Here is a 20,133-nt window from a genome sequence, read left to right as displayed (position 1 = left end):
TGGTCGGATTAGCTGAGTGCTGCTCAGAATGTGATCTGCGCTACTGCACCGTCGCGTATCGCAGAGGATGAAAGGAAGACCCATGTCCCTCGCGGAGTTGCGCATCCAGATGTTGCGCCGCAAACCCCTCGGGCAAGTCGAGGAGGAGACACCCGCCGACGAGCAGCTGAAGCGGTCGCTCGGCCTGTGGCAGCTCACGGCGATCGGCGTCGGCGGCATCATCGGCGCGGGCATCTTCGCCCTCGCCGGTTCGGTTGCGCACTCCGTCACGGGTCCCTCGGTGCTCATCTCATTCCTGATCGCCGGTGTCGCCAGCGCCTGCGCGGCGCTGTGCTACGCCGAATTCGCGGGGATGGTCCCGAAGGCCGGATCCGCCTACACCTACGGCTATGTCTCGCTCGGCGAGATCGCGGGCTGGTTCATCGGCTGGGATCTGCTGCTCGAATACGTCGCGGTGGCGGCGGTCGTCGCGATCGGCGTCTCCGGATACTTCAAATTCCTGCTCGGACAGATCGACGTCACACTGCCCGATTGGATGATGGGCGCGCACGGCACCGGTAACGGCCACGTCATCGACGTATTCGCGGTGCTGTTCTGTCTGGGCACGGCCTGGCTGCTATCGCGTGGTATCAAGAGCGTCGGCCGCTTCGAAACCGTCGCGGTGGGCATCAAGGTCGCACTGGTCGTGCTGATCATCGTGCTCGGCGTCTTCCATATCGACAGCTCCAACTACACCCCGTACTTCCCCTTCGGCACTGGCGCGGTCTGGACCGGTGCGGCCACCGTCTTCTTCGCCGTCTTCGGCTATGACGCAATGAGCACCGCCGCCGAGGAATCGACCGACGGTAAGAAGCATCTGCCCAAGGCGATCATCTACTCGCTGGCCATCGCGATGGTGCTGTACGTGCTGGCCACACTGGTACTGACCGGTATGCAGAAGTACACCGAGATCAGCCCGACGAGCGGCTTCTCCACCGCCTTCGAATCGGTCGGCATGCCCGGCGTCGCGAATATCATCGCGATCGGCGCCATTGTCGGCATCGTCACCGTGGTGCTCACCTTCATGCTCGGTGTGACCCGCGTCTGGTTCGCCATGAGCCGCGATGGACTGCTGCCCGAGTGGTTCGCCAAGACCCATCCGGTCCGCAAGGTGCCGACCCGGGTGACCTGGATCGTCGGCATCGGATCCGCGGCGATGGCCGGTCTGCTCGATATCACCGTGGTTGCCGAGCTGACCAATATCGGCATTCTGATGGCCTTCATCGTGGTCTCGGTCGCGGTGATGGTGCTGCGCCGCACCCGGCCCGACGAACCGCGCACGTTCAAACTGCCGCTGATGCCAGTGGTGCCGCTGATCGGCATCGGCTTCTCGGTCTATCTGATCTGGTCGCTGCCGTGGGAGACCTGGCTGCGGTTCGTGGTGTGGCTGGTGATCGGACTCGCGGTGTACTTCGGATACTCGCGGATGAACTCCAAGCTGGAGCACGGCACGACGGACGTCGAGCTGGCTAAGTAAGCGCGAATCGGATTGGGCGAGTGGACAATTGGCCACTCGCCCAACTCGCGTTTATGCGGCCCACAACCGATGCCCTGACAGCATCGGTCGATACAGAAACGGTGTTGGACAGGCATCATTTCTGCGCCATAACCTTCTGACACGTTCGAGCGGCGAGTGACCCATCCCACACTCCGCTCGCACCACAGGAGGACACCATGTGCGAAAACTACGGCTCTGCGGATATTTTCGCTTACGCGAGCGAGACCGATGCCGCATGAATGATCACCGAATTCTGATAACCGGCGCGGGTGGCGGCATCGGCACGCTGATGCGCCCGCGCCTGCGACGCCCCGATCGCGTACTGCGGCTACTGGATCTGACCGAACTCCCCGCGCCGACATCCGGCGAACGGGTCGAGATCGTCACCGGATCACTCACCGATCCCGCCACTATGGCCGCGGTGTGCCGGGAGGTGGACGCGATCATCCATCTGGGCGGGATCAGCCGAGAAGACAGCTGGGACAACATACTGGCCGCCAATATCGACGGCACGCACACCGTACTGGAGGCGGCGCGGCAGGCCGGGGTGCCGCGGGTCGTCCTCGCATCGAGCAATCATGCCGTCGGCTTCCACGCCGTCGGCGCCGATCCCATTCCCGGTGACGCCGCGCCCCGGCCCGATACCTATTACGGCGTCAGCAAGGTGGCGGTGGAGGCGCTGGGCAGTCTCTATCACTCCCGCTTCGGCATGGACGTGATCTGTATTCGGATCGGTTCGTGTTTCGAACGCCCGCATGATGCCCGCGGACTGTCGATGTGGTTGTCCCCCGACGACTGTGCGCGACTGTTCGAGGCCTGCCTGGCCGCCGAACGACCCGGGTACCGGGTGATCTGGGGCGTATCCGCCAATACCCGCGCGGTCGTCTCCCTGCGCGAGGCCGAGGAGCTCGGTTACCGGAGCCAAGACGATGCCGAACAATTCGCCGCGGACATTTCCGCCGTCTCCGATCCGGGTCCTTGGCTGATCGGCGGACCTTTCGTGGAAACTCCGCTGGGAAAACCGAATCCGCTATGAATACCGCGGAGAACGCATCACGCGATACCCAGACGGAATCGCATTTCTGAGGAATTTCGCATCAGCGGCATGTGACGCTGATAGCACTTTGCTCCACCGCGAAAGAAGCGCAGCACAATGCAATTCAAGTCAACGACGACCGCACCGAAATCGGCGCTCGCGTCCAATGTCAAATTTCTCTATTTCTTCGGCGCCCTCGGCGGCATCCTGTTCGGTTACGACCTCGGTGTTATCTCCGGGGTGTTGCTGTTCATCAAGAAGTCCTGGCATCTGTCCTCGGTGACACAGGGCGTGATCGGCGGCTGCTTGGCCGCCGGTGCGGTGATCGGCGCGGCCATTGCCGGACGGATCACCGATCGGCTCGGGCGGCGGCGCACCATTATGATCGCCGCCGCGGTCTTCGCGGTCGGCGCGCTGGGCTGTGCGCTGGCGCCCAATGTCGCCGTGCTGGTAGTTGCCAGATTCATTACCGGCATCGCGGTGGGATGTTCGTCGGCGACCGTGCCGACATATCTGTCCGAACTCGCCCCGACCAGGGCGCGCGGCGCATTGTCGACATTGAACCAGCTGATGATCGTCTCCGGCATCCTGATCGCCTACATCGTGGACTGGGCGCTGTCCGGATCCGGCAACTGGCGGATGATGTTCGCGGTCGCCACGATTCCGGCAGTGGCGCTGCTGGCAGGCATGTCGGTCTTACCGGAGACGCCGCGCTGGCTGGTGCACGCCGGGCGGGAGATGGAGGCGCGCGCCGTACTGGCCGGCACGCACCGCGCCGACGAGATCGAATCCGAGATGAGCAGTATCCGCTCGGTCATCCAATTGGATGAGCAGCAGAAGGGGCGGCTGCGTGATCTGCTGGCGCCATGGGCACGACCGGCCCTGGTAGTGGCACTTATTCTCGCTGTCGGACAACAGTTCTCGGGTGTCAATGCCGTGAATGTCTACGCACCGACCATGTTCAAGGATCTCGGCTTCGGAAATTCCACATCCCTGCTGGCTTCCATTGTGCTCGGCGCGATCAAGGTGGCATTCACGGCCTGGGTGATCTTCGTTGTCGACCGCTGGGGCCGAAAGCCATTGCTATTGCTCGGCAATGTTTGTATGGCCTCGTCATTGTTCCTGCTCGGCGCCATCGTGCTCGGCGTGCACAACCACACCATTACCGGCATCACGACACTGATCCTGCTCAATGTCTACCTCGCGGGCTACGAATTGGGTTGGGGCGCGGTGGTATGGGTGATGATGGCGGAAATCTTCCCGCTGCGGGTGCGCGGGGTCGGCATGGGTGTCGGCAGTGTGGTGCTGTGGAGTTCGACCTTCGCCATCACCTTCCTGTTCCCGGTGATGAACGACCATCTCGGACTCGGCTATTCGGCCTGGATCTTCGCCGGGGTCAGCGTGGTGATGTTCATGCTGGTGCAGCGATTCGTGCCGGAGACCAATGGACGCAGCCTGGAACAGATCGAATTGGAGCTGCGGGCGCGAGTCAGCGGCAAGTCCGCCGAGACGGCGTGAATATGGCCTATGCCGTTTATGTTTCGAATGCCGACAGTCGCGAGATCTCCGTACTGCGACTCGACGACGACGGTGCACTGACACCCGTCGAGTCGCAGCCGGTGCGCGGCGCGGTGATGCCCTTGGCGATGAGCCCGGACCACCGGTACCTCTACGCATCGCTGCGCTCGGCCCCCTTCACGGTGGCGGTATTCGCCACAGATCCGGCAACGGGGCGGCTGACACCGCTGTCGACCACCCCGCTGCCGGACAATATGGCCTATCTTTCGGCGGACCGAGGCGGGCGGTTTCTGCTCAGCGCCTCGTATTCGGGCAATAAGATCGCCATCAATCCGATCACATCCGACGGCGGTGTCGCACCGCCCATAGAGGTGAAATCAACACCACCGCACGCCCATTCGATTGTGACCGATCCGTCCGGCCGATACCTGTTCGCGGCGGCGCTCGGCGGCGATGTGATCCTGCAGTACCGCTTCGACGCCGAATCCGGACGGCTCACACCGAATCAGCCGCCACTCGTCGAAACGGCCCCCGGAGCCGGTCCGCGACATCTGGTATTCCATCCCGACGGATCGACCGCCTACGGCAGCAACGAGCTGGACGGCACGGTGAACACCTACCGATTCGAATCCGCCACGGGCACACTCACACTCGTCGCCTCGGCGACGGTGCTGCCGGCCACGGCTGGCCCGCCGTGGACATCGGAACTGCGGCTCACCCCGGACGGCCGCTATCTCTATGTGGCCGAACGGACTTCGAGCACGCTCGCCGGATTCCGTATCACCCCGGCAACCGGGCTGCTCGACCCGCTCGGACACACACCCACCGAGGCCCGACCACGCGGATTCGCCATCGATCCGAGTGGGCGATTTCTGGTGGCCGCCGGTCAGCAGTCTCATGCCGTCACCAGCTACGCCATCGATCCCGAGACCGGCTCGCTCACCCCACGGCATCGACTCGGCGTCGGCCGCGATCCCAACTGGGTCGAAATCGTCGACCTCCGATGAATACCTTTCGAGTATCGGTTGATGCTGAATTGGCGTTGGACGAGTATCACTTGCGGGCCATAACCTGCGGATACGGCAATCTGCGGGCGAGGCGGAGTGCACGCCGCAACGCAGGAGGAGAACGATGTCGATACTGTCGCTGGAGCAGGTCCGCGGCTTCGTCACGGTGGCCGAGGAGGGCAATTTCCGCCGGGCGGCCGAGCGGCTGCGGATGACGCAGCCGCCGCTGAGCCGCCAGATCCAGAAACTGGAACGCGATATCGGTGTCGAACTCTTCGATCGCACCCAGCGGCAGGTCCAGCTGACCCCGGCCGGGGAGGTCTTCCTGACCGAGGCGCGCCGTCTGCTGGCCCTGGCCAGCGCCGCGCCCGGCACCGCCCGCCTCGTCGCCGCGGGCGGGGCTGGCACGGTGCGCATCGGTTTCACGGCGGCCTCGGGCTTCGGCTTCCTCGGACGGTTCCTCAACCACATCGAGGCCGGGCTGGACCGCGTCGAGGTGGTCTTGCGCGAGATGGTGAGTTCGGATCAATTCGAGAACCTGCGCGGCGGCAGCCTCGATCTCGCACTCGCCCGTCCACCCTTCGACCGCACCGAATTCGATTCGCAGCTGGTGCATTCCGAAGGGTTGATGCTGGCCGTGCCGGAACAGCACAAGCTCGCCGCAGACGGTCCGATCGCGATCGAGGAACTGGGCGGCGAGACGCTGCTGGTGTACGCACCCGGTCCGGCCCGCTATTTCGCCGATCTGGTCTCCGGCATCCTCGCCGCCGTGCCCTACACCGCCACCCATGAATTGACCCAGGTGCACACCATGCTCGCGCTGGTGGCCGCCGGACGCGGCCTGGCCCTGGTCCCCGAAACGTCCACCCACCTGCATCCCGACGGCGTGCGGTTCCGGCCGCTGGACGGCGTCGAGGAATCCGTTGTCCTGCACGCGGTCTGGCGACGCGACTGCGCCAATCCGGCTCTGCACCGAGTGATCGAACTGCTCGATTCGCTGCCGCCGGCTCACTGAGAGGAACCATATGTCACATCTGTCCGCCGACGAGTTGGGTCCCGCGCTGGGCCGCGGGCTATTGTCCTTCCCTGTCACGCATTTCGACGCCGACCTGGCCTTCGACGAGGCCGCCTACCGCAAACACATTGCCTGGCTGGCCCAGTACGAGGTGGCAGGTCTATTCGCGGCGGGCGGTACGGGTGAGGGCTTCTCCCTGACACCACCCGAGATCGATCAGGTGGTACGGGCCGCGGTCGCCGAGACCGGCGGCCGGATCCCGGTGGTCGCACCGGCCACCGCGGGCACCGCGGCGGCGATCGAGCAGGCCCGCTCGGCCGAAGCCGCCGGGGCCGAGGGCATTTTGCTGATGCCGCCGTATCTGACCGAGGCGGGGCCGGACGGGCTGGTCGAACATGTCGCCGCCGTCTGCGCGGCCACTTCACTGGGCGTCATTTTCTACAGTCGCGCCAATGCCACCTGCAATGACGTGACCTTGGCGCGGATGGCCGAGCGCTGCCCGAATCTGGTGGGGTTCAAGGACGGTGTCGGCAATATCGAGACGATGACCCGGATCTACGCCCGGCTCGGCGACCGGCTCACCTATATCGGCGGGCTGCCGACAGCGGAGACCTTCGCCCTGCCCTACACCGAAATGGGTGTCACCACTTACTCTTCCGCGATCTTCAACTTCGTGCCGCAGTTCGCACTCGACTTCTATCGGGCGGTGCAGGCCCACGACCGCGACGAGGTCTACCGGCGGCTGCGCGAATTCGTCATCCCCTACCTGGGTATCCGCGACCGTGTGCCCGGGTATGCGGTGTCGATCGTCAAGGCCGGACTGACGGCCATCGGACGCCCGCCCGGACCGGTCCGGCCACCGCTGACCGACCTCACCGAGCCCGAACTCGCCGAACTGACCGCCCTGGTCGCCGCGATCGCATGAACAGCGCGGCCACCCTCGACCGGATCACCGAGGCCACCGTTTCGACCCCGGTCTCGGCGTGACCATCAGCGAGACCGCCGAACACACGGTGCGGGCGTAACCCACTACCTTCAGGAGCCTTTGTGGATACCACCCCTGACGAACTACAGCCGATCATCGCCGCAGCGGCGCAGGCCGCGGGTCGCCTCGCCGACACCACACCCACCGAACGGGCGGCGTGGCTCACCCGGATCGCGGATGCCCTGGATACCGCGGCCGACGAACTCGTCCCACTCGCCGCAGCGGAAACACATCTGCCCGAAACACCGCGCCTGCGTGGTGAATTGACCCGCACCACCTTTCAGTTGCGCCTTTTCGCCGAGGTGCTGGCCGATGGCGAATTCCTCGCCGCCACCGTGGATCACGCCGATCCGAGCTGGCCGATGGGACCGCGACCCGATATTCGGCGCAGCCTGGTCCCGATCGGACCGACGCTCGTCTTCGCCGCGAGCAATTTCCCGTTCGCATTCAGCGTCGCGGGCGGTGACACCGCCTCGGCCCTGGCCGCGGGATGTCCCGTGGTCCTCAAGGCACATCCTGGCCACCCACGGCTGTCCGAGCGGACCGGCGAGATCGTGCGCGGGGCATTGAGCGCGGCCGGTGCCCCGGCGGGCGCCTTCGCCGTCATCCACGGCGTCGAGGCGGGCATCACGGCACTGCGCCACCCGGATATCGCCGCCGCGTCGTTCACCGGTTCACTGGCGGGTGGCCGCGCCCTGTTCGATATCGCATCGTCACGGCCGCGCCCGATCCCGTTCTACGGTGAACTCGGCAGCGTCAATCCGGTGGTGGTCATGCCCGGTGCGGTACGCGCGCGCGGACCGCGGATCGTCGAGGGTTTCGTCGGATCGTTCACCCTCGGCGCTGGACAGTTCTGCACCAAACCCGGCGTGCTGCTACTGCCTTCGGGCCATGGGCTCACCGAAACGCTGGCCGCCGCGGTCGCCGCGGTGCCGGGACAGCGTTTGCTCAACGAGCACATCGCCGATGGCTTCCGATCGCGCGTGACGACCCTGCGCGAATCCCCCTCCGTCACCGCGATTTCGGCACATGACGATCTGCTCGCACCCACCTTGCTGAATGTGTCCGCCACCGACTTCCTGGCTGCGGGAGCAGTTCTACAGGCGGAATGCTTCGGACCGGCAGCACTGGTCGTCGAATACACGAATCCCATTGAGCTGGAACAAGTTCTGCGCCAACTCGAACCGGGCCTCACCGCGACCATTGTCGCGGAGGACACCGAAGTCGATGACGTGCGCCAACTGCTGCCCGCCCTCACCGGGCTCGCCGGTCGACTGCTGTGGAACGACTGGCCCACCGGTGTCACGGTGAGCTGGGCCCAGCAGCACGGCGGCCCGTACCCCGCGACGACCGCACCGACCACAACCTCGGTGGGAACCGCCGCCATCGCCCGCTTCCTGCGGCCGATCGCCTGGCAGGGCTTCCCCGATGAACTGCTCCCACCCGCCCTGCGCGAAGCCAATCCGTGGCGGCTGCCGCGCCGCGTCGACGGAAAGCGAGACTGAGATGACACCCGTCATCACCGATGTCCGATTGACCCCGATCCTGATCTCCGATCCCCCGCTGTTGAATCTGTCCGGTGTCCATCAGCCTTATACGCCACGACTGATTGTCGAGGTCGTCACCGACAGTGGCGTGGTCGGCCTCGGCGAAACCTACGGTGACACCGTCTATCTGGAGCGCGCGGCCGAGTTGGCACGCGAACTGATCGGTATGCCGGTCGGTGCACTCACGGCGATCACCGGGCTCGGACAGGGTACGAGCACCCTCCTGGATTCCGCTCCCGCGGCCAGTGGCCTGCGCGGCGCGCTGACCACGGACAAGGTGCGGCTCAGCGTGGTGTCCGCCTTCGAGGTCGCCGCACTGGACGCGCTGGGACGCCACTTGGCGGTTCCGGTACATGTCCTGCTCGGGGGCAAGGTACGTGACCGTGTCGAGTATTCGGGCTACCTGTTCTACAAGTGGGCAGAGCATCCCTTGGCGCCGGAAGCCACGGATGAGTGGGGTGCGGCACTGGATCCAGCGGGCGTGGTCGCTCAGGCACGAAAGTTCTTCGTCCACGGCGGTTTCCGCTCATTCAAGCTCAAAGGCGGGGTCATGCCGCCGGATGCAGAGATTGCCGCGATCCGAGCGCTGGCCGCCGAATTCCCCGACTCGCCCTTGCGTTTGGATCCGAACGGCGGCTGGTCGCTGAAGACGGCGCTGCAGGTCGCGGAGGAACTGACCGGTGTCGTGGAATACCTCGAGGATCCGACCGCCACCGTCGACGATATGGCCGAAGTGCATCGCCGCACCGGAATTTCATTGGCCACGAATATGATCGTGACCGCACTCGATGAAGTGAAACCGGCATTCGACCGCGACGCGGTACAGATCGTGCTGTCCGACCACCACTTCTGGGGCGGTCTGCTGGCGACCCGCGATCTGGCCGCAGTGTGTCGAGCATACAAAAAGGGCATCTCGATGCATTCCAACAGCCATCTCGGCATCAGCCTCGCCGCCATGACCCAGGTGGCGGCCACCGTCACCGACCTCGACTACGCCTGCGATACCCACTACCCATGGCAGTCAGAGGATGTGATCGTCGACCCGATCGTCATCAGCGATGGCGCGATCGCCGTCTCCGACGCACCCGGGCTCGGCGTCGACCTCGATCCGGACGCGCTCGCGCGCCTGCACGACCGCTGGAACGCCATGCCGCAGTGGCACAACCGCGATGACATCGCCGCCATGCGCCTGGTCGACCCGACCTATCGGACGCCGAGCTCACCCAAATACTGACACGCGCAGTGGCCCCACCGATCGTGGCCGAACCGCCGAAGGCATAACCAGAAAGCGACTGTGGCGACAGGCTGTTGTTGTCATCAGCACCGGCCGTCGACCACCGCTTCCGTCAGGCATTGCATGCGACAGATATCACCCACTACGACTACCGCATGTTGTGGCACCGGCAGGTCGTATCCAGTGCGAGCGGGCTTTCCACCGACCTACAGCCCGGACTGATTCGCGTCGCCGGTCCGGGTCAGCAGCCCGTGCAACACGATGTCGAGTTTGTCGCGTAGCGCACTGCCGAGCGGGAATGCCGTGTCCGACTGCAGCCAGCGGTTCAACGTCTGCAGATAGCAGTCGTAGATCACCTCGGCAGCGATCTCCACGTCGAGCTTCGGGGTGAATTCGCCACGCTGTACCCCGAGGCGGATCGTGTCAGCCAGGACCGGCGGCGCCACCGCTTCCGCGAAAAACCCGCTGTCGTGCCGTAGCCATCCGTCGGAGATCGCGCGCGCGATCCGGCTCTCCCGTTCGTCGTAGTCGGCCATGATGTGCACATACGTGGCCAGCTGGTCGCTAGCTGCCGCCTCACGAAAGTCGCGCTCTCGCAGTAGGACCGCCAGTCGCTCTTGGCGTCGCTGCACCCAGGCCCGGACGAAAGCCTCCTTGCGTGGAAAGTAGTTCAGTACTGTCTGCCGGGCGACGTCGGCGTGCTCGGCGATCCGGTCGATCGTGGTCGCTTCGAATCCCTGCGTGGCGAACAGCGCTAATGCCGTGTCCAGCAAGTGATTTCGAGTCTGTTGCTTACGTCGTTCCCGCCGCCCGGCCTCTTTCGTCGCCACACCCCGAAGTGTACAGTGACCTAAAATTAGGCTACAGACCAAGTTTGGGGGCATGTCATGACCATCCCGTTCACCCGCGGACTACATCCGATCGGCGCGGCCACATTCGCCTATCTCGCGCCCGACGGTTCCTGGGGGTTGAGTAACACCGGACTCGTCGTCGACGGACGTGAGGCATTGCTTGTCGACACGCTCTTCACGGTGACGCAGACCGCGCATCTACTGCACTCGGTGGCCGAGGCGTTACCAGAGGTGAGCATTCGAACAGTGGTGAACACACACGACGACCCCGACCATTGGTGGGGAAATCAGCTCGTCACCGACGCGGAGATCGTCGCCTCGCGCGTGGCGGCGCATCACATGCGCGAAAATCGTTTCCTGCCAATGCTTCTCAACCCGGACCTCGCGCCGGGCCTACGCGAGTGGATGACACCTATCATGGCCAGGTTCGACTTCACCGGAGTCATCCCAACACTTCCTACCCGGACGTTCTGCGGCGAGCTGGAGTTGCGGGTCGGCCGGCGCGTGGTGCATTTGCTCGAAGCCGGTCCGGCACACACGCACGGTGATGTGCTCGTGCACGTGCCCGACACGCGCACCCTCTTCGCGGGCGATCTGCTGTTCATCGGCGTGCATCCGGTCATCCATTCCGGGCCGATCTCAGGCTGGATCGCAGCCTGCGAGCTGATGCTCACTACGGATGCGGACACCATTGTGCCCGGCCACGGCCCGGTCGTCGGTCCACCTGGAATCCGCACATTCCGTGAATATCTGCTTCGCATGCACGACTACGCACACCTGTGCCGCGAGGCGGGGCGGACGGTGTTCGAAGCCGCCGAGCGCTTCGATTTCGCCGGTTGCCCGCAGTTGCTCGGCCCCGAACGAGTACTGCTCGATATCGGTGCCATCTACCGCGAACACGGCAGCGCGCCGAGCGAACTGGAGTTGCTGAGTGCTTTGCCCGCGTTCGTCGCTACGCTGGCACGAAACCACCGGATCAGCGCCACGTCCTGACCGGTTGTGTGAGCAACCGCGGGATCGCCAGGCGTCCTCCGCGGACTGTGAACACGCTTGCTGAACCCAGCCACTGAGAGACGGCGAAACGACCGATCCGTAATGACCGGTCACTCGTACACTCCTGCGCACCAAAGACGGCATGAAGAACATGTGATAACGCATATCCACATTGCGCGACACGCAGAACGTCTTTCTATGCCGCTGCACGGGCGTTCGAGCCGGTGACAGATGCGACTTGCGAATGACAACAACCTGGCGTCACAGCAGCCTACCAGCACGGTCGGCCGGACACCGTCGAAAGACCAGGGTTTCCCGTGCGGCGCAACGCATCTGAGCTTTCAGAACTCGTCCGAACAACCGCACGAGCCCCTGGTGTGCAGCACCGCCTCCAGATTCACCACCCCCGGCCGGACGGTGTGGTCCTCGAGCTGCTGGAGCAGCAGATCGACCGCGGTCTCGCCCATGCGCCGGGTGGGCTGCACCATCGTGGTCAGGCCGGGCCGGGTGTAGCGGGAGTATTCGATGCCGTCGAAGGCGACCACCGCGAGGTCGTCGGGTACCCGCAGTCCGGCGTCGTAGGCCGCGCGCAGCATGCCCATCGCCTGTAGGTCGCTGGTCACGAATACCGCGGTGGGGCGGCGCGGGTCGGCCATGAGTTCGGCCAGTGCGCGGTAGCCGGCGGCACCGCCGAAATCCGTTCGCACAATGCGTCCTTCGGCCAGTCCGGCGGCCGCTAGCGCATTGCGGTAGCCCTGTACGCGGTCCTCGGCGGTGGACACATGCGGGCCGCTGAGGCAGGCGATATCGCGGTGCCCATGCCCGATGAGATGCGCCACGGCCTGCTCTGCGCCCGCGACCGAATCGCACATCACATGCGCGCAGCGCGCCGGATCGATGACGCGGTCCAGCGCGACGAGCACCATTCCGGCCTCCTCGCAGGCGTCGGCGACACCGGTCTCCCAGGATGACGAAATCGCAAGCAGCCCTTCGACTCTGCGATCGATAAAGGTGCGCACGTAGGCGCGTTCGCGTTCCTGGTCCCCGGCGGCATTGCCGACGAACAGCGGATACCCCCGCGCGAAGGCGGCCGCCTCGATGACCGCGGACAGTTCGGCGAAGAACGGGTTGGCCCCGTCGGGGATCACCATGCCGAGCGCGTGCCCGCGGTTCATGCGCAGACTGCGCGCGGACATATTCGGCCGGTAGCCGAGTTCGGCGATGGCGGCCTCGATGCGGGCCCTTGTCGCGGGTGCGACCTGCCGCGGCCCCCCATTGAGCACATAGCTCACCAGCGCCGGCGACGTACCGGCGAGCCGCGCCACGTCGGCTCGTGTGACTGCCATCCGAAACCTCTCCTCGCTCCGACCGTCCATCCAAGCACTCCGCACCACCACTTGACAGCCGGTGACTCGGGTCACACACTACTCATCAACTCGCGTAAATCAACACGAGTTGATACCTGAGACGGATAGGTCGAACTCACGATGAATGCTCGATTCAGGCGTGCAATGGCGCCGCTTGTCCTCATCGGCGCGCTCGCCGCCGCTGCCTGCGGTCGCGGTGGGCAGGACGCGGGTGACGGCGATTTCAAGATCGCGATCGTCACCAGGAACTTCACCAACCCCTACTGGGCGGCGCTGCGCGACGGCGCCCTTGCGGAGGGGCAGCGGCTCGGGGTGAAGGTCACGGTGCAGGCCGGGCAGTCCGAGACGGACGCCGACGGTGAGAACGCCCAGATCTCCACCCTGGCCGCGCGTGGCTATGACTGCTTCGGGGTGGTACCGGTCAACGCCACGAATGTGATCACGCCGCTGACGCCGGTGGCGCGCAAGAATATTCCGATCCTCGACCTCGACACCCAGATCGACGCGAAGGCCTCCGAGCAGGCCGGGGTGTCCTATGCCAGCTTCATCGGTTCGGACAATCTCGATGCGGGCCGGATCGCCGGACAGAAGATGCTCGACGCACTCGGCGGCACCGGAAAGGTCGCCATCCTGCAGGGCATCGCCGGCGAGCAGAACGGCATCAATCGCGATAAGGGCTTCACCGACGCCGTCGCTGGCAAGCTGGATATCGTCCAGAAGGCGCCTGCCGACTACGAACAGGACAAGGGCCTGCAGGTCACCGAGGCGCTCCTGAAGGCACATCCAGAGATCACCGGCATCTTCGCCGCCAACGACACCATGGGCCTCGGCGCGGCACAGGCGATCAAGAACGCGGGCAAGACAGGCCAGATCAAGGTGATCTCCGTCGACGGCATCCAGGCCGCGCTCGACGCGGTCAAGGCGGGCACCCTGACCGGCACGGTGACTCAATACCCATATGCGGAAGGACAACTCGCGGTGCAGAGCTGCCTGGCCAAGCACCAGGGCAAGGCGCTGCCCGAGCGCGTGGTCTCCCCCATCGCCTTCATCGGCAAGGACAATGTCGATCAGCAGATCTCCGCGTTCCCGCGTCCGATCGTCGCATTCGACAACCCAGTGGAAGGACTGCTGAAGAAGTGACAGCCGAGGCACCCGCCGAGCTCCGTGCGCGTGAGGGGCGCACGGAAATCCTTGCCAAGGTCGCCGAATTCGCGGCACCGCTGGCCCTGGTCGTGCTGTGGGTGGCGTTTTTTATCGCTACCCCGGACTTCCTGACGGCGGACAATATCGGCGATCTGCTGGTCGCCTCGACGATCCTGACGGTGCTGGCGCTCGGCCAGCAGTTCGCGATCACGGTGGGCGGCATCGATCTGTCGGTCGGCGCCAATCTCCCCTGGGCGGCAGCCGTTCTCGGCTACCTCGCCAGCCACGGCTATCCGATGGCGGTCGCCATCGCGGCGGCGATCCTCAGCGGACTGGCGGTCGGCGTCGTCAACGGTGTGCTCGTCGGCCGACTGCATATGACCGACTTCGTCGTCACGCTCGGCATGCTGAGCGTGCTCAATGGCATCACGCTGCTGCTGACGCACGGCAATACCGAGGCCGTGAGTTCCCGGTTCCTGCAACGGCTCGCACTCGACGGCATCGGACCGGTGCGCTGGTTCTGGCTGCTGGCGCTGGTGGCGGCGCTGGTGGTGGCCGGGATCATCTTCCGGACCCGAATCGGCACCCACCTGCTCGCCACCGGCGGGCGACTCGAGGCCGCGCGCGACACCGGTATCTCGGTGAACCGGATCCGGCTGTTCGCCTACGCCATGTCCGGATTGCTGTGCGGCATAGCCGGTGTCATGCTGGTCGCCCGCAATGGCGGCGCGGATCCGTCCCTGCAGACCACCTATCTGCTGAGCTCGATCGCCGCGGTGGTGCTCGGCGGTTCGTCGCTGTCGGGCGGCAAGGCGTCGGTGCTCGGTACCGTCTGCGGTGCGGTGCTGTTCACCTCGCTGATCAACGGGTTCACCATTCTCGGCATCTCGCAGTACTACCAGCCGGTCGCCGTCGGCGCGGTGCTGCTGCTGGCCGCCGGCATCGCCCGCTTCCGAAAGTAGGTCCCAGGACATGACGATTCCACTACTCGAGGCGCGCGAACTCACCAAATCGTTCGATTCGGTCCGCGCACTGGCCGGAGTCTCGCTGACGATTCCGGAGGGTGAGGTCACCGCCCTGGTCGGCGATAACGGCGCGGGCAAATCGACATTGGTACGCTGCCTCACCGGCGTGCAGACACCAGATACCGGGCACATCCTGTTCAAGGGCGAGCCGGTGCGCCTGCGTTCGCCCGAGGACGCGCGCAAGATGGGCATCGAGACCGTGTATCAGGATCTCGCCCTCATCGACGATCTCGCGGTGTGGCAGAACCTATTTCTCAACCGGGAGTTGGTCTATCCGCTCGGCATCGTCAACCGCAGGGCGATGATTGCCCGCAGCGGCGAGATCATGCGCGACCTGGATGTCGATGTGCCCTCGGTGCGCACCACCGTGCGCAGGATGAGCGGCGGCCAACGCCAGAGCATCGCCATCGCCCGTGCGGTCGCCTGGGGCAAATCCATGGTGATCATGGACGAGCCGACCGCCGCGCTCGGCGTGCGGGAGACCGCGGCGGTCGAGAAGCTGGTGCGCGGCCTGCGCGAGCGCGGGATCACGGTCTTGATCATCAGCCACGACCTGGCACAGGTCATGCGGATCTGCGATAACGTCGTGGTGCTGCGGCGCGGCAGATCCGTTGCCGCACACCGGATCGACGAGGTGAACGGCGACCGGCTGGTCGCGCTGATCACCGGTGCCGCACCCGGCAATCTGGAGGTCGCCGACGCCGGAGCCGAGTCGTGACGGTAGTCGTCCTCGGATCGGTCAACCAGGACATCGTGTGTGAGGTGGAACGGCTGCCGCGCCCGGGTGAAACCGTGCTGGCACTGCGCTCACGCACCAATCTGGGCGGCAAGGGTTCCAATCAGGCCGTCGCGGCGGCCCGAGCCGGTGGCAGCGTCGAATTCATTGCCAGGATCGGCCGCGATGCCGATCCCGAGCTGCGGAAATCGTTGTGCGACTATGGTGTTGGGCTTACCACCCTGCGCGAGGTCGAAGATGCGCGGACCGGCACGGCCTACATCACCGTCGCCGACGGCGAGAATCAGATCGTGGTCGACTCCGGTGCCAACTTCCGCTGGGAACCCGACGCCGAACTCGACACCATGGACGAGGCCGAGCTGCTGCGGACGGCGGAAGTCGTTGTCGCACAGTTGGAGGTGCCGCCGCGCGTGGTGGCCTGGGCGGCGCGGCACGCCCGCCGGTTCGTCCTCAACGCCGCACCGGCGGCGGCGCTGCCGGATGAACTGCTGCTGCGCTGCCATCCGCTGGTCGTCAACGAATCCGAGCTGTCGGCATTGACCGGGACCACCGCACGGACACCCGAGCAGGCATTCCACCTGGCCCGCTCGCTCTGTCTGCGCGGGGTGGCGTCCGTCGTCGCCACCCTGGGCGCCGCTGGCTCGGTCTGGGCGCACCGCTGCGATGTGCCAGCACCGGTCGCTGGCGGATATCAGGCTGCGCCACAGGTGAATTCGGTGGACTCCACCGGCGCGGGCGACGCCTTCGTCGGTGCGCTGGCCACCGCACTCGCCGATGGCAGGCAGTTGGGCGCCGCCGTGGCCTACGCCACCGCGGCCGGTGCGCTCGCCGTGCAGGCACCGGGAACCCATGCCTCCTACCCCACCGCGGACCAGATCGGCACCGCGCTCGCGGCCATCCCCGCGGCCCGGCCACTCGTCTGACCGGGCATCCCCCTTCGAGAAGGATCCGAACCTTGCGCACCAGTGGACTCATTCACGCCGAATTGCTCTCAGCGCTCACGGCATTGCGCCACACCGACCTCTTCGCCGTCAGCGACTCCGGTCTGCCGACACCTGTCGGTGTGCCGGTGATCGACCTGGGCATCAGCTATGGATTCCCCCGGTTCGAGCCCATCCTCGACCTGATCCTCGACGAAGTCACCGTCGAGGCCGCCTGGGGCAGCCGCGAGGTCGCCGAGCAGAATCCGGAGGCGGCGACACTGCTCAGCCACCGCCTGAACGCGGAGTTGATCGACCACGACGACTTCAAACAGCGGATCGGGGCCTGCCGGTTCGTGGTGCGCACCGGCGAGGCTCGGCCCTACGCCAATGTGCTGCTCCGGGCCGGGGTGCCCTGGCTGTAGCGCTGCCGCTTGCGGATAGCGGAAAATTGATATCGGCGATATTGAACCCGGCGGCCGCGACCCGCGTATCGATTGCGGAATGGTCAGTCGACTAGCTACTGTCGGGTGCTCGAATCAATGACTGATTCCACAGGTCACGCCTGTCGGGCGGCTGCTCGCAGCTCGCTCGGAACACCACGGCATGTGGGTCGGGAGGAGCGGTAGAGATGGACCTTCGCGAGGTCGTCGCCTCGGGTGTGCGGGAACAACGAGAACTGCTCGAACAGGGGGCGCTATCGGCCCGCGAACTGATCGAAACGACCCTCGACGGGATCGAACAGGCGGGCGACCTCAACGCCTTCACCACGGTGCTGCACGAACAGGCCATCGCCGAAGCGATCGAACGGGATCGGGCCCGCGCCGCAGGCACAGACCTCGGACCGCTGCACGGCATCCCGATCGCGGTGAAGGACGAGATCGACGTCGCGGGGGCCGTGACCACCTTCGGCACTCGCGCCAACACCACCCCGGCGGCCGTCGATGCCGAAGTGGTGCGGCGCTTGCGGGCGGCGGGCGCGGTCATTGTCGGCAAGACCACCATGCCGGAATTCGGTCAATGGCCCTACACCGAATCCAGCACCTACGGACTTACCCGCAATCCGTGGGATCGGACCCGCTCGGCGGGCGGCTCCAGCGGTGGTTCCGCCGCCGCGGTGGCGGCGGGACTGGTGCCGGTCGCACTCGGCGGCGACGGCGGCGGCTCGATCCGGATTCCGTCGGCCTGCTGCGGGCTCTTCGGCCTCAAAACCCAGCGCGGACGGGTACCGACCGCGCCGTACCCACACCTGTGGTGGGCGCTCGGCGTGCTCGGCCCGCTGACCCGCGGCGTCCAGGATTCCGCGATCGTCTACGACGTGATCCGCGGCAGCACGCCGGTCGACCGGTTCCGCGCCCCCGATCCGGTGCTGTCGTTCGAGGAAGCGGCGCGGCGCACCCTCACCGGCCTGCGCATCGGCTACAGCGCGAAATCACCGACGGTGCTGGCCGGACCGGATCCGGAACATGTGCGCGCGGTACACGACACCGCACAACTGCTCGCCCAACTCGGCCATACGGTCTTCGAGATCAACCCGCGCTACCCCGACTTCACCTTCGCCTTCTACCCGCAGTTCTATGGCGGTGTGCGTGCCGAGATCCCATTCGTCGACCATCCGGAGCGGCTCGAACGCCGCACCCGCCAGACCACCGCGCTCGGTGCGTGGGCGCGGCGGCCGGTGGTCGAGTGGGCCATGCGCCGCGGCGAGGTCGCGGCCCGCAAGGCCGATCGCATCTTCGAACAGTGCGATCTGCTGCTGACCCCGACCATCGCGCACCGCCCGCCGCCGCTCGGTGTCCTCGACGGCGCGAATTCCATCCGGGCCCAGCTCGCCTCGGTTCCCATGGTCGCCTACACCGGACTGTGGAATGCGACCGGACATCCGGCCGCCTCCCTGCCAGCGGGCGTCGCCACCGACGGCCTCCCACTGGCGGTGCAGCTGGTCGGACCGGCCAATGGTGAGCCGACGATCCTGTCGGTGGCCGCAGAACTCGAGCAAGTCCGGCCGCATCCACGCCCGTTTTAGTCGCGAAAGCCCCTGGGCGCACGGCGATTGCCGATAAAATTCGCCCCGGAGGTGATGTGCCGTGACAAGCGTGTTGCTGATCACCGGAGACGCGGCCGAAGACCTGGAAGTCATGTACCCGTACCAGCGGCTGCTCGAGGAGGGGTACGAGGTCCACGTGGCCGCCCCCACCGTCAAGAAGTTGCAGTTCGTCGTGCACGATTTCGTCGACGGTTTCGATACCTATACCGAGAAGGCCGGGCACACCTGGCCCGCCGATATCGCGCTGGCCGATGTGGACCCGAGCCGGTACGCGGCATTGGTGCTGCCGGGTGGGCGCGCTCCCGAATACCTGCGCGGCAATGCGGAATGCCGCAGAGTCGTCAAACATTTCGTCGACGCGAACAAGCCGATCGCGGCGCTGTGCCACGGCCCCTTGATCCTCATCGCCGTCGGTGCACTCAGCGGCCGCTCGTCGAGTGCCTACCCGGCACTGGCGCCCGACCTGAATGCCGTTGGCGCGCAATGGGAAGACAGCCCCGCCCACGTCGACGGCAATATCGTGACGGGCCGGGCCTGGCCGGACCACCCGCTGTGGATGCGGGCCTTCATGGAGGTGCTGCGCACCAAAGCACCCGCGCCAGCGCAGTAGCGCCCGCGCCGGGTCGCCAAGGCCTGGTGCGAGGCCCCACTTCGCACTACTATCATGTGTAGTAGACGCGGCGTCTCCGCCGAGTCCGTGGCGGGAGGGGCCTGATGGAAACCATGACAATCGAACGCGTCATTCCGGCGCCGATCGATGACGTCTTCGACTGGCTGGCCAACGCCGAGAACTACACGCGATCGCCAATTATCTTGCGCGAGCGCCTGATCCAGCAGGGTGACGGCGCACCGTACGGCGTCGGTGCCGTCCGAATCCTACTGTGGGGCATCGGCTGGTTCCGCGAACGCATCACCGCCTATCACGCACCGCACGACTTCAGCTATCTCGTCGAGCGCAGTATCCCGCCGTCCCGCCACGAGGGCGGCCGACTGACCTTTACCGAGGTCGAGGGCGGGACGCGAGTCACCTGGACCACTACCGCCGAAGCGCGCCTGCCCTTCGCCGCCGCCTGGTTCACCCGCGTGCTCGCGAAACCGGTGATCCTCCATGCCTTCGGTAAGGTGCTCGACGCCGCCGAATCCGTACTGGCCCAAGGGAATCGGTAGCGCGA

General features: G+C 65.8%; 19 protein-coding genes. 17 read left to right on the top strand and 2 right to left on the bottom strand.

Annotated features, from left to right (window positions below; genetic code table 11):
- Positions 1 to 82: 82 nt before the first annotated feature.
- The 8 genes from ACWEO2_RS21730 (at position 83) to ACWEO2_RS21695 (ending at position 9,879) form a co-directional block, all read left to right on the top strand.
- Positions 83 to 1,516 (top strand): amino acid permease, encoded by a 1,434-nt coding sequence (locus ACWEO2_RS21730; protein ID WP_452406970.1) that lies wholly within the window; start codon positions 83 to 85, stop codon positions 1,514 to 1,516.
- Positions 1,517 to 1,772: 256 nt separating this feature from the next.
- Complete coding sequence (locus tag ACWEO2_RS21725; RefSeq protein ID WP_452406969.1) at positions 1,773 to 2,573, top strand: NAD-dependent epimerase/dehydratase family protein; 801 nt, start codon at positions 1,773 to 1,775, stop codon at positions 2,571 to 2,573.
- A 117-nt stretch (positions 2,574 to 2,690) separates the two neighbouring features.
- On the top strand, positions 2,691 to 4,091 hold the full coding sequence (locus ACWEO2_RS21720) for a sugar porter family MFS transporter (protein WP_452406968.1): 1,401 nt from the start codon (positions 2,691 to 2,693) through the stop codon (positions 4,089 to 4,091).
- A gap of 2 nt (positions 4,092 to 4,093) precedes the next feature.
- Complete coding sequence (locus ACWEO2_RS21715) at positions 4,094 to 5,098, top strand: lactonase family protein (RefSeq protein ID WP_452406967.1); 1,005 nt, start codon at positions 4,094 to 4,096, stop codon at positions 5,096 to 5,098.
- Between the two features lie 124 nt (positions 5,099 to 5,222).
- On the top strand, positions 5,223 to 6,113 hold the full coding sequence (locus tag ACWEO2_RS21710) for a LysR family transcriptional regulator (protein ID WP_452406966.1): 891 nt from the start codon (positions 5,223 to 5,225) through the stop codon (positions 6,111 to 6,113).
- Between the two features lie 10 nt (positions 6,114 to 6,123).
- A complete protein-coding gene (kdgD, locus tag ACWEO2_RS21705) occupies positions 6,124 to 7,038 on the top strand; it encodes a 5-dehydro-4-deoxyglucarate dehydratase (RefSeq protein ID WP_452406965.1) in 915 nt (304 codons plus the stop codon).
- A 122-nt stretch (positions 7,039 to 7,160) separates the two neighbouring features.
- Positions 7,161 to 8,603 (top strand): aldehyde dehydrogenase (NADP(+)), encoded by a 1,443-nt coding sequence (locus ACWEO2_RS21700; RefSeq protein WP_452406964.1) that lies wholly within the window; start codon positions 7,161 to 7,163, stop codon positions 8,601 to 8,603.
- 1 nt (position 8,604) lies between these two features.
- Complete coding sequence (locus tag ACWEO2_RS21695; RefSeq protein ID WP_452406963.1) at positions 8,605 to 9,879, top strand: enolase C-terminal domain-like protein; 1,275 nt, start codon at positions 8,605 to 8,607, stop codon at positions 9,877 to 9,879.
- 206 nt (positions 9,880 to 10,085) lie between these two features.
- Here ACWEO2_RS21695 and ACWEO2_RS21690 read toward each other — a convergent pair whose 3' ends face one another.
- Positions 10,086 to 10,709, bottom strand: a complete 624-nt coding sequence (locus ACWEO2_RS21690) for a TetR/AcrR family transcriptional regulator (protein WP_452406962.1) — start codon at positions 10,707 to 10,709, stop codon at positions 10,086 to 10,088.
- A 57-nt stretch (positions 10,710 to 10,766) separates the two neighbouring features.
- Between ACWEO2_RS21690 and ACWEO2_RS21685 the strand changes: the two genes are divergently transcribed.
- Positions 10,767 to 11,723 carry an MBL fold metallo-hydrolase gene (locus tag ACWEO2_RS21685; RefSeq protein ID WP_452406961.1) on the top strand — a complete coding sequence of 319 codons (957 nt, stop codon included), beginning with the start codon at positions 10,767 to 10,769 and terminating at the stop codon, positions 11,721 to 11,723.
- A gap of 341 nt (positions 11,724 to 12,064) precedes the next feature.
- Here ACWEO2_RS21685 and ACWEO2_RS21680 read toward each other — a convergent pair whose 3' ends face one another.
- Positions 12,065 to 13,069, bottom strand: coding sequence for a LacI family DNA-binding transcriptional regulator (locus tag ACWEO2_RS21680; RefSeq protein ID WP_452406960.1), 1,005 nt, complete (start codon positions 13,067 to 13,069; stop codon positions 12,065 to 12,067).
- A gap of 165 nt (positions 13,070 to 13,234) precedes the next feature.
- Here ACWEO2_RS21680 and ACWEO2_RS21675 point away from each other — a divergent pair, with 165 nt between their 5' ends.
- The 8 genes from ACWEO2_RS21675 (at position 13,235) to ACWEO2_RS21640 (ending at position 20,128) form a co-directional block, all read left to right on the top strand.
- Positions 13,235 to 14,230, top strand: a complete 996-nt coding sequence (locus ACWEO2_RS21675; protein WP_452406959.1) for a sugar ABC transporter substrate-binding protein — start codon at positions 13,235 to 13,237, stop codon at positions 14,228 to 14,230.
- Positions 14,227 to 15,195, top strand: a complete 969-nt coding sequence (locus tag ACWEO2_RS21670) for an ABC transporter permease (protein ID WP_452406958.1) — start codon at positions 14,227 to 14,229, stop codon at positions 15,193 to 15,195. The genes ACWEO2_RS21675 and ACWEO2_RS21670 overlap by 4 nt, the downstream gene beginning before the upstream one ends.
- Before the next feature lie 10 nt (positions 15,196 to 15,205).
- Positions 15,206 to 15,976 (top strand): ATP-binding cassette domain-containing protein, encoded by a 771-nt coding sequence (locus tag ACWEO2_RS21665; protein ID WP_452406957.1) that lies wholly within the window; start codon positions 15,206 to 15,208, stop codon positions 15,974 to 15,976.
- Complete coding sequence (locus tag ACWEO2_RS21660; RefSeq protein ID WP_452406956.1) at positions 15,973 to 16,917, top strand: ribokinase; 945 nt, start codon at positions 15,973 to 15,975, stop codon at positions 16,915 to 16,917. The genes ACWEO2_RS21665 and ACWEO2_RS21660 overlap by 4 nt, the downstream gene beginning before the upstream one ends.
- Before the next feature lie 32 nt (positions 16,918 to 16,949).
- Positions 16,950 to 17,339 carry a D-ribose pyranase gene (gene rbsD, locus ACWEO2_RS21655; protein ID WP_354951014.1) on the top strand — a complete coding sequence of 130 codons (390 nt, stop codon included), beginning with the start codon at positions 16,950 to 16,952 and terminating at the stop codon, positions 17,337 to 17,339.
- Between the two features lie 206 nt (positions 17,340 to 17,545).
- Positions 17,546 to 18,940, top strand: a complete 1,395-nt coding sequence (locus ACWEO2_RS21650; RefSeq protein WP_452406955.1) for an amidase — start codon at positions 17,546 to 17,548, stop codon at positions 18,938 to 18,940.
- 61 nt (positions 18,941 to 19,001) lie between these two features.
- Positions 19,002 to 19,571, top strand: coding sequence for a DJ-1/PfpI family protein (locus tag ACWEO2_RS21645; RefSeq protein WP_452406954.1), 570 nt, complete (start codon positions 19,002 to 19,004; stop codon positions 19,569 to 19,571).
- 104 nt (positions 19,572 to 19,675) lie between these two features.
- Complete coding sequence (locus ACWEO2_RS21640; RefSeq protein ID WP_452406953.1) at positions 19,676 to 20,128, top strand: SRPBCC family protein; 453 nt, start codon at positions 19,676 to 19,678, stop codon at positions 20,126 to 20,128.
- Positions 20,129 to 20,133 lie beyond the last annotated feature (5 nt).

The organism is Nocardia sp. NPDC004278 (assembly GCF_053602975.1).
Note: the sequence above shows the minus strand (reverse complement) of the source record. Positions and strands in the feature narration are given on the sequence as shown.

Bases quoted from the DNA above. Each gene is read 5' to 3' on its own strand.
- ACWEO2_RS21730 (WP_452406970.1), top strand. From the start codon at position 83: ATGTCCCTCGCGGAGTTGCGCATCCAGATGTTGCGCCGCAAACCCCTC.
- ACWEO2_RS21725 (WP_452406969.1), top strand. From the start codon at position 1,773: ATGAATGATCACCGAATTCTGATAACCGGCGCGGGTGGCGGCATCGGC.
- ACWEO2_RS21720 (WP_452406968.1), top strand. From the start codon at position 2,691: ATGCAATTCAAGTCAACGACGACCGCACCGAAATCGGCGCTCGCGTCC.
- ACWEO2_RS21715 (WP_452406967.1), top strand. From the start codon at position 4,094: ATGGCCTATGCCGTTTATGTTTCGAATGCCGACAGTCGCGAGATCTCC.
- ACWEO2_RS21710 (WP_452406966.1), top strand. From the start codon at position 5,223: ATGTCGATACTGTCGCTGGAGCAGGTCCGCGGCTTCGTCACGGTGGCC.
- kdgD (WP_452406965.1), top strand. From the start codon at position 6,124: ATGTCACATCTGTCCGCCGACGAGTTGGGTCCCGCGCTGGGCCGCGGG.
- ACWEO2_RS21695 (WP_452406963.1), top strand. From the start codon at position 8,605: ATGACACCCGTCATCACCGATGTCCGATTGACCCCGATCCTGATCTCC.
- ACWEO2_RS21685 (WP_452406961.1), top strand. From the start codon at position 10,767: ATGACCATCCCGTTCACCCGCGGACTACATCCGATCGGCGCGGCCACA.
- ACWEO2_RS21680 (WP_452406960.1), bottom strand. From the start codon at position 13,069: ATGGCAGTCACACGAGCCGACGTGGCGCGGCTCGCCGGTACGTCGCCG.
- ACWEO2_RS21675 (WP_452406959.1), top strand. From the start codon at position 13,235: ATGGCGCCGCTTGTCCTCATCGGCGCGCTCGCCGCCGCTGCCTGCGGT.
- ACWEO2_RS21665 (WP_452406957.1), top strand. From the start codon at position 15,206: ATGACGATTCCACTACTCGAGGCGCGCGAACTCACCAAATCGTTCGAT.
- ACWEO2_RS21650 (WP_452406955.1), top strand. From the start codon at position 17,546: ATGGACCTTCGCGAGGTCGTCGCCTCGGGTGTGCGGGAACAACGAGAA.
- ACWEO2_RS21640 (WP_452406953.1), top strand. From the start codon at position 19,676: ATGGAAACCATGACAATCGAACGCGTCATTCCGGCGCCGATCGATGAC.